Source organism: Peribacillus sp. TH27 (assembly GCF_016650915.1).
GTDB classification, from domain to species: Bacteria; Bacillota; Bacilli; order Bacillales; family DSM-1321; genus Peribacillus; species Peribacillus butanolivorans.
This window is the reverse complement of record NZ_JAEKEV010000002.1, coordinates 2,852,832-2,869,447: the sequence shown is the minus strand read 5'-3', so window position 1 is coordinate 2,869,447 and position 16,616 is coordinate 2,852,832. Positions and strand designations below refer to the sequence as shown.

Sequence of the window (16,616 nt, the reverse complement as noted above, 5' to 3'; positions counted from 1 at the left end):
TATTGTTTGGTGGCGATAGCGAAGAGGTCACACCCGTTCCCATTCCGAACACGGCAGTTAAGCTCTTCAGCGCCGATGGTAGTTGGGGGTTTCCCCCTGTGAGAGTAGGACGCCGCCAAGCCATTTTGAAAAGATCAGCCATTCTGGTTGGTCTTTTTTGTGTTTGTATAATTTGAAAAAAGTATCTAGAAAAAAAATAAAGACTTTTATAAGGTCAGAATACAAGTGGGAATCATAAGGGCAAGACTAGCTTACCCCAGTAGCTGTTAAACTTAATAAGAAGACTTTTTATTGATCTTGTTTCTGAATAGTTTAACTTAACACGATAGATAAACACTTTTACGAACCTAATATAGGTATTGTTTCTTCTTAATAAAGGGCATTCTTAATGGAGCTTAAAATAAAAATGATTTTTTTATATATAATGTGTTGACTTTAAGGTAGGAAAGGATTAATATAAATAAGCACCAAGTACGACAAACAAAAAACTTCATCCACTTTTGGTAGATTACTAAAAGAAATAATAACTGTTGACTTCTTATTATGAAAATGTTAAGATGAAATGGTCGCTGAAAAACACAGCGATTTAAAACAAGTTAAAAACTTCGCAGAAGTTGACAACTAATCAATAGCGTGTTATGATGAATAAACAAGTTGTTCGAAAGAACGACGATAAAATTGCTCTTTGAAAACTGAACAAAACAAAGCGCCAACGTTAATTTTTAAAAGTGAGCACACACTATCAAAAAGCAAAATGAGCAAGTCAAACATTTCTTCGGAGAGTTTGATCCTGGCTCAGGACGAACGCTGGCGGCGTGCCTAATACATGCAAGTCGAGCGAATCTCAGGGAGCTTGCTCCCTGAGATTAGCGGCGGACGGGTGAGTAACACGTGGGCAACCTGCCTATAAGACTGGGATAACTTCGGGAAACCGGAGCTAATACCGGATACGTTCTTTTCTCGCATGAGAGAAGATGGAAAGACGGTTTTGCTGTCACTTATAGATGGGCCCGCGGCGCATTAGCTAGTTGGTGAGGTAATGGCTCACCAAGGCGACGATGCGTAGCCGACCTGAGAGGGTGATCGGCCACACTGGGACTGAGACACGGCCCAGACTCCTACGGGAGGCGACAGTAGGGAATCTTCCGCAATGGACGAAAGTCTGACGGAGCAACGCCGCGTGAACGAAGAAGGCCTTCGGGTCGTAAAGTTCTGTTGTTAGGGAAGAACAAGTACCAGAGTAACTGCTGGTACCTTGACGGTACCTAACCAGAAAGCCACGGCTAACTACGTGCCAGCGACCGCGGTAATACGTAGGTGGCAAGCGTTGTCCGGAATTATTGGGCGTAAAGCGCGCGCAGGTGGTTCCTTAAGTCTGATGTGAAAGCCCACGGCTCAACCGTGGAGGGTCATTGGAAACTGGGGAACTTGAGTGCAGAAGAGGAAAGTGGAATTCCAAGTGTAGCGGTGAAATGCGTAGAGATTTGGAGGAACACCAGTGGCGAAGGCGACTTTCTGGTCTGTAACTGACACTGAGGCGCGAAAGCGTGGGGAGCAAACAGGATTAGATACCCTGGTAGTCCACGCCGTAAACGATGAGTGCTAAGTGTTAGAGGGTTTCCGCCCTTTAGTGCTCGCAGACTAACGCATTAAGCACTCCGCCTGGGGAGTACGGCCGCAAGGCTGAAACTCAAAGGAATTGACGGGGGCCCGCACAAGCGGTGGAGCATGTGGTTTAATTCGAAGCAACGCGAAGAACCTTACCAGGTCTTGACATCCTCTGACAACCCTAGAGATAGGGCGTTCCCCTTCGGGGGACAGAGTGACAGGTGGTGCATGGTTGTCGTCAGCTCGTGTCGTGAGATGTTGGGTTAAGTCCCGCAACGAGCGCAACCCTTGATCTTAGTTGCCAGCATTCAGTTGGGCACTCTAAGGTGACTGCCGGTGACAAACCGGAGGAAGGTGGGGATGACGTCAAATCATCATGCCCCTTATGACCTGGGCTACACACGTGCTACAATGGATGGTACAAAGGGTCGCAAACCTGCGAAGGTAAGCGAATCCCATAAAGCCATTCTCAGTTCGGATTGTAGGTCGCAACTCGCCTACATGAAGCCGGAATCGCTAGTAATCGCGGATCAGCATGCCGCGGTGAATACGTTCCCGGGCCTTGTACACACCGCCCGTCACACCACGAGAGTTTGTAACACCCGAAGTCGGTGAGGTAACCTTTATGGAGCCAGCCGCCTAAGGTGGGACAGATGATTGGGGTGAAGTCGTAACAAGGTAGCCGTATCGGAAGGTGCGGCTGGATCACCTCCTTTCTAAGGATAAATACGAGAGCGCTTTTGTTTTGTTCAGTTTTGAATGAGTAATTCATTCAGATTCGAAAGATCTCATCACGTTGTGATGAAGTTTTTTCTTCTTTGTTCCTTGAAAACTAGATAATAGATAGAAGGCAATTAATTTTTTCAAAGCATCAGTAAGATCTTTTTAACGGTTAAGTTAGAAAGGGCGCACGGTGGATGCCTTGGCACTAGGAGCCGATGAAGGACGGGACTAACACCGATATGCTTCGGGGAGCTGTAAGTAAGCTTTGATCCGGAGATTTCCGAATGGGGAAACCCACTGTTCGTAATGGAACAGTATCTTTACCTGAATACATAGGGTACTGAAGGCAGACCCGGGGAACTGAAACATCTAAGTACCCGGAGGAAGAGAAAGCAAATGCGATTTCCTGAGTAGCGGCGAGCGAAACGGAATTAGCCCAAACCAAGAGGCTTGCCTCTTGGGGTTGTAGGACACTCAACATGGAGTTACAAAGGAACGGGGTAAATGAAGTGATCTGGAAAGGTCCGTCAAAGAAGGTAAAAACCCTGTAGTTGAAACTTCGTTCCCTCCTGAGTGGATCCTGAGTACGGCGGGACACGAGAAATCCCGTCGGAAGCAGGGAGGACCATCTCCCAAGGCTAAATACTACCTAGTGACCGATAGTGAACCAGTACCGTGAGGGAAAGGTGAAAAGCACCCCGGAAGGGGAGTGAAATAGATCCTGAAACCGTGTGCCTACAAGTAGTCAAAGCCCGTTAATGGGTAATGGCGTGCCTTTTGTAGAATGAACCGGCGAGTTACGATTTCATGCGAGGTTAAGTTGATAAGACGGAGCCGCAGCTGAAAGCGAGTCTGAATAGGGCGAATGAGTATGAGGTCGTAGACCCGAAACCAGGTGATCTACCCATGTCCAGGGTGAAGTTCAGGTAACACTGAATGGAGGCCCGAACCCACGCACGTTGAAAAGTGCGGGGATGAGGTGTGGGTAGCGGAGAAATTCCAATCGAACCTGGAGATAGCTGGTTCTCTCCGAAATAGCTTTAGGGCTAGCCTCAAGATGAGAGTATTGGAGGTAGAGCACTGATTGGACTAGGGGCCCCCAACGGGTTACCGAATTCAGTCAAACTCCGAATGCCAAATACTTATTCTTGGGAGTCAGACTGCGAGTGATAAGATCCGTAGTCGAAAGGGAAACAGCCCAGACCACCAGCTAAGGTCCCAAAGTATACGTTAAGTGGAAAAGGATGTGGAGTTGCTTAGACAACCAGGATGTTGGCTCAGAAGCAGCCATCATTTAAAGAGTGCGTAATAGCTCACTGGTCGAGTGACTCCGCGCCGAAAATGTACCGGGGCTAAACGTATCACCGAAGCTGTGGATTGACACCGTATGGTGTCGATGGTAGGAGAGCGTTCTAAGGGCGTTGAAGTCAGACCGGAAGGACTGGTGGAGCGCTTAGAAGTGAGAATGCCGGTATGAGTAGCGAAAGAAGGGTGAGAATCCCTTCCACCGAATGCCTAAGGTTTCCTGAGGAAGGCTCGTCCGCTCAGGGTTAGTCGGGACCTAAGCCGAGGCCGAAAGGCGTAGGCGATGGACAACAGGTTGATATTCCTGTACCACCTATACATCGTTTGAACGATGGGGGGACGCAGAAGGATAGGGTAAGCGCGCTGTTGGATATGCGCGTCCAAGCAGTTAGGCCGGAAACGAGGCAAATCCCGTTTCCATTAAGGCGGAGCTGTGATGGCGAGGGAAATATAGTACCGAAGTTCCTGATTCCACGCTGCCAAGAAAAGCCTCTAGTGAGATGTAAGGTGCCCGTACCGCAAACCGACACAGGTAGGCGAGGAGAGAATCCTAAGGTGTGCGAGAGAACTCTCGTTAAGGAACTCGGCAAAATGACCCCGTAACTTCGGGAGAAGGGGTGCTTTTTAGGGTGAATAGCCCAGAAAAGCCGCAGTGAATAGGCCCAGGCGACTGTTTAGCAAAAACACAGGTCTCTGCGAAGCCGCAAGGCGAAGTATAGGGGCTGACACCTGCCCGGTGCTGGAAGGTTAAGGGGAGAGGTTAGCGCAAGCGAAGCTTTGAACCGAAGCCCCAGTAAACGGCGGCCGTAACTATAACGGTCCTAAGGTAGCGAAATTCCTTGTCGGGTAAGTTCCGACCCGCACGAAAGGTGTAACGATCTGGGCACTGTCTCAACGAGAGACTCGGTGAAATTATAGTACCTGTGAAGATGCAGGTTACCCGCGACAGGACGGAAAGACCCCGTGGAGCTTTACTGCGACCTGATATTGAATTTTGGTACAGCTTGTACAGGATAGGTAGGAGCCTGAGAAGCCGGAGCGCTAGCTTCGGTGGAGGCGTTGGTGGGATACTACCCTGGCTGTATTGAAATTCTAACCCGCGCCCCTTATCGGGGTGGGAGACAGTGTCAGGTGGGCAGTTTGACTGGGGCGGTCGCCTCCTAAAGAGTAACGGAGGCGCCCAAAGGTTCCCTCAGAATGGTTGGAAATCATTCGTAGAGTGTAAAGGCACAAGGGAGCTTGACTGCGAGACCTACAAGTCGAGCAGGGACGAAAGTCGGGCTTAGTGATCCGGTGGTTCCGCATGGAAGGGCCATCGCTCAACGGATAAAAGCTACCCCGGGGATAACAGGCTTATCTCCCCCAAGAGTCCACATCGACGGGGAGGTTTGGCACCTCGATGTCGGCTCATCGCATCCTGGGGCTGTAGTCGGTCCCAAGGGTTGGGCTGTTCGCCCATTAAAGCGGTACGCGAGCTGGGTTCAGAACGTCGTGAGACAGTTCGGTCCCTATCCGTCGCGGGCGCAGGAAATTTGAGAGGAGCTGTCCTTAGTACGAGAGGACCGGGATGGACGCACCGCTGGTGTACCAGTTGTCTTGCCAAAGGCATAGCTGGGTAGCTACGTGCGGACGGGATAAGTGCTGAAAGCATCTAAGCATGAAGCCCCCCTCGAGATGAGATTTCCCATAGCGCAAGCTAGTAAGATCCCTGAAAGATGATCAGGTTGATAGGTCAGAGGTGGAAGCGTGGCGACATGTGGAGCTGACTGATACTAATAGATCGAGGACTTAACCACGCTTTAAAAAATGAAATACCTTCTTATTATCTAGTTTTGAAGGAACAACGTTCCTTTATTGTTTGGTGACGATAGCGAAGAGGTCACACCCGTTCCCATTCCGAACACGGCAGTTAAGCTCTTCAGCGCCGATGGTAGTTGGGGGTTTCCCCCTGTGAGAGTAGGACGCCGCCAAGCCATTTTGAAAAGATCAGCCATCCTTGGCTGGTCTTTTTTGTATTATATTTATATTCGTATAATAAAGGTCTAACCACCATTGAGTTAACATAAAAGGTAGAGAATGATAACTGTAGAGAAAAATTGGATGTAGTTAGGGAAGTGTGTAGGATATAGACATACTATATCGAATGATACATTAAATTTACTTTTTATTGTTCGTAAGGGATATTTTTCTTATATCTGTATAATCATACCTGTGTAAAGACAAATGGACAGAATTCTTCGTTTCTAAAGGGATATATGTTAAACTTAAATTAGTTCTGAAACTGTCATTGGGGGAATAGCCGATGGATACCTCTGCTAAAGATGAAATGATTTTTTCGTTTGCTGGATGGTTGAGAGACCAAGGCAAATCAGATAATACGATCAAAACGTATACTGGTGTTCTTTCACAGTTTTGTGAGCAGACACAGAAGATATTAATGGAGATTCACTCTGAGGATATTCAAGATTATCTGGATTATTTAGAAAATTGCAAGAAAAGTCCAGGGACAATTGAAAAGCATTATATTGCTCTAAATGTCTTCTTTAAATTTTTAGAAAAGCCACAGATAATGCTTTCTGTTGAGCGTAAGGTAAAGGAGCACAAGCATGAGGTGCCAGAAACCTTAAGCATCAAAGAGCAGGAGGCACTTTTGAGGGATATAGAGGCAGAGGGGAATCTGAGGAATATTGCCATCGTCTACCTATTATTACATACTGGAATTCGTGTCTCTGAATTATGCGACTTAAATAGTAGAGATGTCATCATGGATACAGATCGAAATTATATCCTTGTCCGGAACGCGAAGGGTGAAATTGATAGAACAGTCCCACTTACAGTATCGGCTATACTACATGTTAAGAATTACCTTTATTCATTAAAAGAAAAAGCAGATCCGTTGTTTATTTCAAGTTACAATCAAAGAATCACTCCGAGATCGGTACAATATATTTTGAAAAAGTACAATGTACACCCACATAAATTACGTCATACATTTTGTCAAAGATTAGTGGATAACGGGATAGATGTACAAACCATTTCCAAGTTAGCTGGTCATAAAGATTTGAACGTCACGAAGCGTTATTTGAAAGATAAATCACTGAATCTTGAAAATGCGATAGATCAAACTTTTACCAAACATTAGTCTATATAAAATAAAAAGGAAGGGGTAAACCCTTCCTTTTTTTGTTATAAAAATTGGCATTTGAGACTATGGATTGTCAGGGGATAGGGAGTCAGTTGTCTAGTTTCTGTCGGCAGGGTTGGATGAAAAGGAATACGGAGTCTGATTGATGTAGCACCCTGAAACAATTAATGATGCACAATATGGAGCCTCTTAGTGAAGCAGAAACCGAAAACTTGTAAGTATAAACTATTAACTGTTTTATATCTCAAGGAAGGTGAGGGTTAAGTCAATCAAACGTTTTTTTAGGTTTAGAAGCCACCACATTAATAACATCGATTAGAATTATGATGTATTGGATAACGATGTGGGTCCAAATTATCAAACTAAAAAGGGTATCCCAGTATGAGATACCCTCTTGCTTGCTTACTTAGCTGTTTTTTTCTTTTTACCAATTTTCATTATTACTTCATATACTACCGGTACGATGACAAGTGTAAGCAATGTAGAACTCACTAGTCCGCCGATAACGGTAATTCCCAAACCTTGTGAGATCAAGCCACTGCCTTCTGCTCCTATGGCCAATGGTATTAAAGCACCGATCGTAGCAAGGGCAGTCATCAAGATTGGACGTAGACGGGTAGATCCCGCCTCGAGTAATGCTTCACGTGTTGATAAGCCGGATTCTTCATTTTTGATTACCCGGTCCACTAATACGATGGCGTTGGTTACAACGATACCGATAAGCATGAGGACACCCATCATGGCCGAAACGCTGATGGTCTCACCGGCAATGAATAAGCCTACTAAAGCTCCGATTACCGTGAATGGTAAGGAGAATAGAATGGCGATTGGCGCTAACCCGCCATGGAAAGTAACGACAAGGACAAAGTAAACGATAGCGATGGCTGCCAACATAGCGATTCCAAGTTGAGTGAATGATTCTTGGATATCTTCGGTTACTCCACCATAGTCTACAGTGACACTTGCTGGAAGGTCTAATTTTTCAACTTCCTTTTGTACCTCTGATGTTACTGCTGCAACATCATCCGATTTGATTGTTGCAGAAACGTCCGCGTAAATTTTTCCATCGCGACGGCTTATAGTATCGGATGCCTTGCCTTCCTCGATTTTAACAAGCTCTTTTAAAGGAATTTCCATTCCCATTGGAGAAGTGATTTTCGTATTCTCGAGATCTTTTTTATCTTCGAATGTCTTTTCTTCTGTCTCTACATATACTTTGACTTCTTCTCCATCTTTCTTAATTGTAGTTAGAGCATCATTTTTGTTTGAATTTGCAATGGACATGCCAACTTGGGCGGCTGTTAATCCAAGTTCACTAAGTTTCTTCTGGTCTGTCACGAGTGTGTATTGCTCATATGCATCGGAAAGACTTGTATCGACATCTTTCAATTCTTTATTTTTCTTCATGATGTTTTGAATATCATCGATTACCGGTTCAATGTCTTTTTGTGTATTTCCATAGACATAAAGGGTCGTTTCGTTGCTTGATGTGGAAGTGAATTCTTGTTGCTTCCACGTTCCAGGAGAGTCAAGATTGGTTAAATGTTTTATGATCTTTTCTTTCTTTTCCCCGAAGTTTTCGGTGTCTTCATCATAAAGTACATAGAAGAGGGCTGAGTTACTAGAGCCGCCCATCATGCCACTCATCATGTTTTCACCTAGTGTGTATTGGACTGTCTTCACATCATCTTTATCCATTAGGTACTTTTCTACTTTTTCCGTTTCCTTTTCAATATCCTCTTTTAATTCGCCAGGTGCTGGGGTATAAGTAACGATGATCTGCTTCTCTTCATCCGCAGGCATGAAGCTGACACCGATGCTTGGAATGAGGAATAAGCTACCGACTAATAATACTATTGCTGTACCGAATGTGATCAACTTATGGCTTAATGACCAATTCAGTGCTTTACGGTAGAATCCAGATAGCTTGCTTGGCTTTTCTTCATGTGATTTCAATTCTTTTTCGGAAAGGCCGTTTTTAAATAATGAGTCTGCCATGGCCGGTACAAGAGTGATGGCAATTATTAATGATGCGACTAATGCAAACACCATTGTAAAAGCGAATGGCATGAATAGTTCGCCAACAGGTCCTGTAACGCTTGCTAACGGCAGGTAAACGGCTACAGTAACGATAGTTGATGAAAGGATAGGGATGAACATTTCCTTAGTAGCGGAACGTATTAATTCGCCGCCTTTTAATTGCTCGCCTTTTAATGCCATTCTTCGATAAATATTTTCAATTACGACAATTGAGTCATCGACGACTCGGCCAATAGCAACTGTCATGGCTCCCAATGTCATAACATTTAATGAGATGTCCAATTGTTTGAGCACCAAAAGGGCTGCCAACAAAGATAATGGAATCGAGATGACGGATATTAGGGTCGTTTTAAAGTTTCTTAGGAAAAGCATGATCACTATGACGGCAAACAGACAGCCGAAAATGGCCTTGCTAATCATGGTTTCGACAGAATCTTTAATCGGTTTGGCTTGATCAAGCGTAGTATGTACGCTTACGCCTTTAAATTCATCTTTAAAATTCGAAACTTGGTCTTGCACTTCGTCTACGATTGCAACTGTATCGGCATCCGGCGATCTGGTTACTTGAATCCCGATTGATTCACTACCGTTTGTTCTTGATATTGTCTCAGCCTTACCGGTGATTTTCACATCAGCAATGTCTGATAATTTGACACTTTGTAGTTGAGGAACTGTTGCATCAGGTACTTGTTCAGGTGATACTTGATTGGTTCCCGGTGCTGTTTGAGTTGGTGCCTTTGTGTTAGAACCGCCTGTTAAAGGTATTTTTATGTTTTTTAAGTCTTTTAAAGTGGAGATGTTTCCATCAACAACAATTGTTTTTTCTTTATCATCAAAGTTATATAGACCAAGTGGCATTGTTACATTAGCAGCTTGGATGACTTTTTTTACGGTCTCTTCATCTAGCCCGTATTGAGTCATCTTTTCTTGATTGAATGCAAGGCTACCCTCATTTACCTGTTGTCCTGAAATTGTTACGGAAGTCACTCCGTCAATTCCTTCAAGTTTAGGGACTAACACCTCTTCGACATTTTTTGTTAGGGCAGGTAAATCCGAATCTTTATCTGTTATACTGAGTGCTACAACAGGAAAAGCGTTTAGCTCTAGTTTAGATACGCTGGGGCTATCAACCCCCTCAGGTAGTTCTAATTTCTCTAATGCTTCTTTCACTTCTTTTACAGCATCGTCCATATCCGTATCATAGTCATATTGTAATTGGATTGAAGAAACATTAGCCATAGAAGAAGAACTAACTAATTCAACTCCTGATAAGTTTGTGACTTTTTGTTCAATTTGATCTGTAAGTTTATTGGCTACTTCTTCAGGTGCAGCACCAGGGTATACCGTGGAAATGCTTATTAAAGGAGTAGAGATGTTTGGAATGGTCTCTTGCTTCATGTTTAAACCGGAATATAGACCTGCTGCAACGATGATAATTGTCAGCAACCAGATTGCCAGTTTGTTTTTCAAAGAAAATTTAATGATTGAATTCAAACTTTTACCCTCCATACTTTATATTGTGACTAGTCGGTCATAAACTCAAATATATAGTATATGGATTATGAATGCAATAAATAATATTCAGTTGGTGTAACGTTGTGATTTCAAGGGTTTTGAGATACAATGTGGAAGAAATGACTCGCTGGTCATATAGAGGACAATATTTAAGAGATAGGATGAATTTGATGAATGAAAAGCATAAAATAATTATAGATAAGTCCGTAGAGATTTTCGCAGAGAAAGGTTATCATGCTACTTCCGTTCAGGAAATTACTGAAAAGTGTGGGATAGCCAAGGGATCCTTTTATAATTATTTTAAATCGAAGGAAGAGTTGCTTGTTTCAATTTTCAAATATTATTATGGTGCATTAACGGACTCGTTGCTTGATATCGAGTTAGATGATTCTTTATCCAGTAAAGAGAAATTTTTGATGCAAATCATTGTACAAATAGAGCACGTGACAGGAAATACCAACTTGATTCGAATGATGATGCAGGAACAAATGGTTCATATCAGTAAAGAGCTAGATAGGTTTTTACACTATATCCATGAAGAGGGCTTAGTTTGGTTCAAACGTAAAATAGTAGAATTGTATCCAGAAATACCGACAAACTTCTTGCCAGATTGTACTATTATGTTAGACGCACTTTTCAAAGGTTATATCGGAATTTTATTCAGAAACAGACATTCATTTGAAGTGGAGAGGCTGCCTATCTTCATTTTAAATCGGATGGATTCCATTATAAAAGGTCTACATAAAACGGACGATCCTTTATTGAAAGAATTCCCTTTAATTGAATGTTCCATACAAAAAGTGAGCCCTAAAGAGGAAATTAGTTCAATCATTCGCCAGGTATTGGAAGTAGGAAAGCATAAAGAAGAGGGGTTAGAGACAAGTAAAAATGTTGAAGCGTTAAAAGCAATTCAAGAGGAGTTCTCTAAAGTTAGACCAAATGGCATAATATTAGAAGGACTTTTATTATTTTTAGAAAAAAACGAAAAACGAAATACCATGTGTTCTAAGCTTATCATTTTAATGAAGGATTATTTGACAAAAAATTAAAGATTTTTCTGAAGAGGCATACTGCCTCTTCTTTTATTTAAACCTTTTTCTAAATAACTCCTATATAAATTTCTTCACATGATTATGATTAAATTTCAAAATTGATGATTAGGAAAGAGTAGGAAGAAGGTAACTTTTTATATGAGGTTGAGGTCAGAAAAGGAAAAAGGAAAGTTAATTATTATGGAAATGATAAGTTTGAAAGAAGTCTAGAAGCTTAATTAAATGGCAAGTTTCGTCGATTGATGTAGGGAAGACTATGATGGTTTTGGTCCAGAAGAGTTTTATAGGCGCAGTTTAATGCATTTCCCCATGGTCAGTCTAGGCGCTGGTTTTTTTGGCGTGCCATCGACTCAAATTCAAGCTTTCCTAATCTGAAAATCCTAACTCAGTCAGGGTTGAAGAATGTGAAGGCGGGGCATCTGTATTGAAACAAAAGTGCCGCTTGAGGTAGATAAGTATGGAGGGAATTATAGCAAATCGCCAATGCGAATCAACGTCTTTATGCATCATCTTTCTATATTAACTTCAAATTAGGGAGACAAAGTATTATTTAATATTAATGTGTTTTTTTTGTTTTATTCATTCCTTATTTCTGCAATTGTTTCCAAAATAAGATAAAATATAGAGTGATATTTCATTTATTGCAGGAGGAACACATATGGTGTACCAGGTCAGATTGTTAAAGGGCATTTTAGAGCCTCATAGGAGTCGTTATCAGCTGCAAAATGCAGAAGCAGTCACACGACTTGGATGGAAATTACTATTATTATATTTTCTTAGTTTCATAGTTTTTGCTGTGGAAGGATATTTTGGCGTTGGATCGGAATCGTTTTCCAAAGAAATTATGAAGATGGATTCTAGTGAATTTGAAATGGGAAAGTTGTTGATAGTAGGCGGCAATATAATAGCAGGTCTATTTTACCCTACCATATACTTATTTTTATCATCTCTATTCTTTTGGATTGTTATAGATATCCCATACATAAAATTAGTAATCGTTCAAATGATTATTCTTGGTTTGCAATTATTAGAAAAGGTGTTTCTAATCCCTATATTAGTATTAATGGATATCGGAAACGATGCAAATCCTTTTTCATTGGGAGTTATCAGTCAGTACTTTCTCAGAAGTGATTACTTTATTCACTTTTTCAGTGAAATTACCATTTTTCAATTTCTGATTATTGCTCTGCAATATTTCTATTTAAAGGAATTTTCAGAACGGAATAATTATTTGGTGCTTTTAATGATTGTTCTATTCTATCTGGCCACGTGGCTTGTTAAAGCCTTTTTAGCGTACATCCAAGTGGGCGTATTTGTATAAGGTGGGTGAAAACAATGAAAAAATGGAAAATTGCAGCCGTATCAGTGGCATCGGCTGCGTTAATAACCGTTAACTTTTACCTTATTGAAAAGAAAGAAAGCAAAGTAGAACGAACTGTTTTTGTCGAAAACTGGACAAAGGTAAAAAAAGATACAATTACGGATACTATTCAAACAAAAGGGGTAGTTAAACCTGTAGAAGAGTATGATATCTATTTCGATACCAAGAAAAATGATTTTCAGAAATTCCTTGTAAAAGAGGGAGATGAGGTAACGGCTGGATCTTCGTTGTTTGAATATACTACACCCGAACTTGATGCTCTCAAAGGAAATCTAGAAGCGGAAAAAACTGCCGCTGAGGGTGAAATGGTGGGGATTAATGATTACATTGATAAGTTGAAAGCTTATCAAGGAAGTTTGACAAGTAATTCTAATAAAGCAGTAATCGATAATTCGATAGAAAAGAGCTTAAATATTGATATAACAACTACCTCTTCAGACTTGATTGAAAGTAATATTGAGCAAGAAATGTACAAGCTGGAACTTGAAAAAAACCGCTTGGAAGAAAAGGTTGTTATGCTGGATGCTCAATTAAGTTCAATTGAGGAGCAAAAAGTCGCGGTTGAGACGGCGAGTGAGGCTGATGGTGTTGTAAAAAATATCAATAAAAACCTGAATAATCCCATTATATCCATTGTTTCAACAAATGTGGCAATTGAAGGGGATTTCTCTGAAGAGGAGATGAAAAAAGCTGAAGTGGGCATGACTATAAAGGCAAGTTCCCCTGATTTAAAAAAGGCGTTGAACGGAACAATAGGTCGTATACATTCTTATCCAGAAGAGGAGCCATCACTAAAAAAAGATAACAGATTTCCATTTCAGGCATTGATTGAGCCAGGAGATGAAGAAACTAAACCTTTGTTGGTAGGGTCAAAAGTCAATCTTACTGTAATAACCAATGAGAAAGCGGGTGTACCCTCTATCCCTGTAGAGGCAGTACATCATAAAAAAAAGCCGCATGTCTACAAATTGACTAAAAAAGGCTATGTGGATAAACACTATATTACAAAAGGGCTTAAAGCAGAAGGAAAGCAAGAACTCATAAAGGGACCGGCGGTAGGTGATGTTATTCTAATAGAACCGAATAGGATTGTGAAAAATCATTCTTATTTTGTTACTCCAATTCAGTTTGAGAAGGTGAAATCTGCTAGTTATAAAAAATTCACCACTCGGGAAAAGGTGAGGTATATATTACTGGGTATGTTAGAAAAATAATCCATTTTTTCATTATTCGAGAGAGGGGATATATCAATCAGTTTTATTGTTATTTATATATCCATATAACAAAATTAAGCAAAATAGAGAATGTGTTATTATAGGTAAAATAGTCACTAATACAGAATATTCAGACATTTGCAAAGGTTTTTTCTTAAAGGGACAAGAAAAAATATTTACAGAATAACATTTTTAGTATAATATTTTATTATTAAGTATTCGCTTAATCTTATTACAAGAACGGGGGACCCATTTTTGCGGATTTTTTTCGCTAGGGGTGAATTCAGAAATGAAAGGGCTTTTGTGTTTCCAATTCCTAACCCGACAGCTAACCTCGTCAGCGTCTTTAAGGGAACATGTGTGAATATTCACGCCTATAGGAAATCGACACATGAAGTGTCTTTTTTTTCGGCGTAAAGATAGAGTTTTTCAATAAAAGAAAAATTACTTTCTTTCTATTAGTATCTTGTTTCCCTTACCGAGACAAAATGTTTTTGCTTTAAAGACTTTATGGAAGGTGAGGAAAGTAAATGAAGAAATTTAAATTAAGTTTAGCTAGCCAAATTTTTATTGGTTTAATTCTAGGGATTATTGTTGGTGCCATTTTTTATGGTAATGCGACAGCCCAAAACTTTTTACAACCATTCGGAGACATTTTCCTACGAATGATTAAAATGATTGTAGTACCAATCATTGTGTCAAGTCTTATCGTTGCAGTTGCGGGTGTAGGTGATTTAAAAGCAGTAGGTAAACTAGGAGCTAAATCACTTTCATACTTTGTGGTGGTAACAATGATAGCGATTGCTGTTGGTCTAGTTTCCGCGAATATTATCCAGCCTGGTGCTGGTGTAAATATGAACAATCTAGAACAAACTGATATTTCTACCTATGTTGATACAGCAGAAACTAAGCAGCATGAATCTTTTGTGGATACAATTGTTCACATTGTGCCATCCAATCCAATTAAAGCTATGGTAGAAGGCGATATGCTAGCAATCATTTTCTTCTCTGTTTTGTTTGGACTTAGTATTGCGGCTATCGGTGAAAAAGGTAAACCTGTATTCCGTTTCTTCCAAGGTGCAGCAGAAGGAATGTTCTACTTAACTAATATGGTCATGAAATTTGCTCCTATCGGGGTATTTGCACTAATCGGTGTGACCATCTCCAAGTTCGGTTTGGAATCTTTAATTCCATTAGGTAAGTTAGCGCTTTCTGTATACGGAACAATGATTTTCTTTGTAATTGTCGTTCTGGGTCTTATTGCAAAATTTGTAGGGTTCAATATCTTTACGTTGATTAAGCTTCTAAAAGAGGAATTAATTCTTGCGTTCTCGACAGCAAGTTCAGAGGCAGTTCTTCCGAGAATCATGGAAAAAATGGAGAAAGCGGGATGTCCGAAGCATATTGCTACGTTTGTTATTCCGACAGGATACTCTTTTAACCTTGATGGTTCTACATTATATCAAGCGTTAGCAGCTATCTTCATCGCTCAAATGTATGGGATTGATTTAAGCGCTTATGAACAAATTACACTAATGTTAGTGTTAATGATCACATCTAAGGGGATTGCAGGTGTACCTGGTGTATCTTTCGTAGTTCTTTTAGCGACATTAGGAACAGTTGGTATTCCAATTGAAGGTTTAGCATTTATTGCTGGTATTGACCGTATTCTTGATATGGGCCGTACAGTAGTAAACGTTATTGGTAATTCACTTGCAGCAATCGTTATCTCAAAATGGGAAGGTCAATTCAACCCTCCTGCCAATAATGAAAAACTAGAACAAGTTTCTTAATATAAAAAAACCAGAGTGATATGTCACTCTGGTTTTTTTTGTGAATTTTGAAAAACTAATTCTTATTTTTGAACAATCCAGAAGCGGCAATCTGATGAGAAAGTGATGACATCATCGCTTTCATGGAATAATTCACTTCGGTAAAAACTTTCTAGGAAAGTAAAACCTGCTTCATTGAGACAGTCAAAGACCTCCCGCTGATTAGGTATATGAAGAAAGGTATCTTTTTGTAGGGTCTTTCCAGAAGTGAAAATATCACCAAACTCATATAGCCGGTCATCCTGTTTACCTTCACACCAAATCATTTCTTCCTGCTCCCAAAAATTCAGGTAATTTTCATTTTTGTCACGGTCATGGGTGGTAAAAATGAAAATTCCATCAGATACTAAAACACGGTTAATTTCTTTTAAAGCTAGAATGCGGTTTTTTCGTTGAGGGATTTGCATTAAACCATTAAAGGTGAAGATTGCTTTATCGAATGATGAGTTATTGAAAGGAAGGTCTGTGGCGTCGCCAAGGATAAAAGGTATATCTAGGTTTTCTTCGCGTGATATTTTCCGGGCTTCTTGTAGCATGGCAGGAGTTAAGTCGAACCCGGTTATTTTGTGGAAACCTTGTTTATATAAGGAAAAGGTGGTTCTTCCTGTACCACAACCGATATCAAGGATTTTGTCATCTTGGGAAAAATATTTCTCGAATGCATACTTTTCAGATTGCCACAGGCCTATCTTTTTCGTTGCATCGGCATAAAGGGGAGTGGCTTCATGAAAAGAATTAATGATAAAACCTTTTTCAATTTTATCCATCGTCATTCCTCCAAACCTTTATTTTTACTATAAT

The 16,616-nt window shown here is 40.8% G+C and carries 7 protein-coding genes, 4 rRNA genes and 1 riboswitch; of the genes, 9 read left to right on the top strand and 2 right to left on the bottom strand.

The window, feature by feature from the left end; translation table 11 throughout:
• Positions 1-5 precede the first annotated feature (5 nt).
• From rrf (JFU24_RS15100) to JFU24_RS15080, 5 genes are all read left to right on the top strand, one after another.
• Positions 6-121, top strand: a 5S ribosomal RNA gene (rrf, locus tag JFU24_RS15100).
• 651 nt (positions 122-772) lie between these two features.
• Positions 773-2,324 (top strand): 16S ribosomal RNA (locus JFU24_RS15095).
• A gap of 174 nt (positions 2,325-2,498) precedes the next feature.
• Positions 2,499-5,432 (top strand): 23S ribosomal RNA (locus JFU24_RS15090).
• 61 nt (positions 5,433-5,493) lie between these two features.
• Positions 5,494-5,609 (top strand): 5S ribosomal RNA (gene rrf, locus JFU24_RS15085).
• The 16S, 23S and 5S rRNA genes sit together here, the layout of an rRNA operon.
• Before the next feature lie 329 nt (positions 5,610-5,938).
• Positions 5,939-6,778 carry a tyrosine-type recombinase/integrase gene (locus tag JFU24_RS15080; protein WP_201188307.1) on the top strand — a complete coding sequence of 280 codons (840 nt, stop codon included), beginning with the start codon at positions 5,939-5,941 and terminating at the stop codon, positions 6,776-6,778.
• A gap of 405 nt (positions 6,779-7,183) precedes the next feature.
• Here the strand turns inward: JFU24_RS15080 and JFU24_RS15075 are convergent, their stop codons facing one another.
• Positions 7,184-10,315: an efflux RND transporter permease subunit gene (locus JFU24_RS15075; protein WP_201250161.1), complete on the bottom strand. Its 3,132-nt coding sequence runs from the start codon at positions 10,313-10,315 to the stop codon at positions 7,184-7,186.
• A gap of 191 nt (positions 10,316-10,506) precedes the next feature.
• Between JFU24_RS15075 and JFU24_RS15070 the strand changes: the two genes are divergently transcribed.
• From JFU24_RS15070 to JFU24_RS15055, 4 genes are all read left to right on the top strand, one after another.
• Positions 10,507-11,385, top strand: a complete 879-nt coding sequence (locus tag JFU24_RS15070) for a TetR/AcrR family transcriptional regulator (RefSeq protein WP_201188311.1) — start codon at positions 10,507-10,509, stop codon at positions 11,383-11,385.
• Between the two features lie 661 nt (positions 11,386-12,046).
• Positions 12,047-12,709, top strand: coding sequence for a hypothetical protein (locus tag JFU24_RS15065; protein WP_201250160.1), 663 nt, complete (start codon positions 12,047-12,049; stop codon positions 12,707-12,709).
• Between the two features lie 14 nt (positions 12,710-12,723).
• Positions 12,724-13,983, top strand: a complete 1,260-nt coding sequence (locus tag JFU24_RS15060; protein ID WP_201250159.1) for an efflux RND transporter periplasmic adaptor subunit — start codon at positions 12,724-12,726, stop codon at positions 13,981-13,983.
• A 210-nt stretch (positions 13,984-14,193) separates the two neighbouring features.
• Positions 14,194-14,341, top strand: a riboswitch (cyclic di-AMP (ydaO/yuaA leader).
• Positions 14,342-14,513: 172 nt separating this feature from the next.
• Positions 14,514-15,776, top strand: coding sequence for a cation:dicarboxylate symporter family transporter (locus JFU24_RS15055; RefSeq protein WP_201188317.1), 1,263 nt, complete (start codon positions 14,514-14,516; stop codon positions 15,774-15,776).
• 62 nt (positions 15,777-15,838) lie between these two features.
• Here JFU24_RS15055 and JFU24_RS15050 read toward each other — a convergent pair whose 3' ends face one another.
• Positions 15,839-16,582 (bottom strand): class I SAM-dependent methyltransferase, encoded by a 744-nt coding sequence (locus JFU24_RS15050; RefSeq protein ID WP_201222403.1) that lies wholly within the window; start codon positions 16,580-16,582, stop codon positions 15,839-15,841.
• Positions 16,583-16,616: the final 34 nt, after the last annotated feature.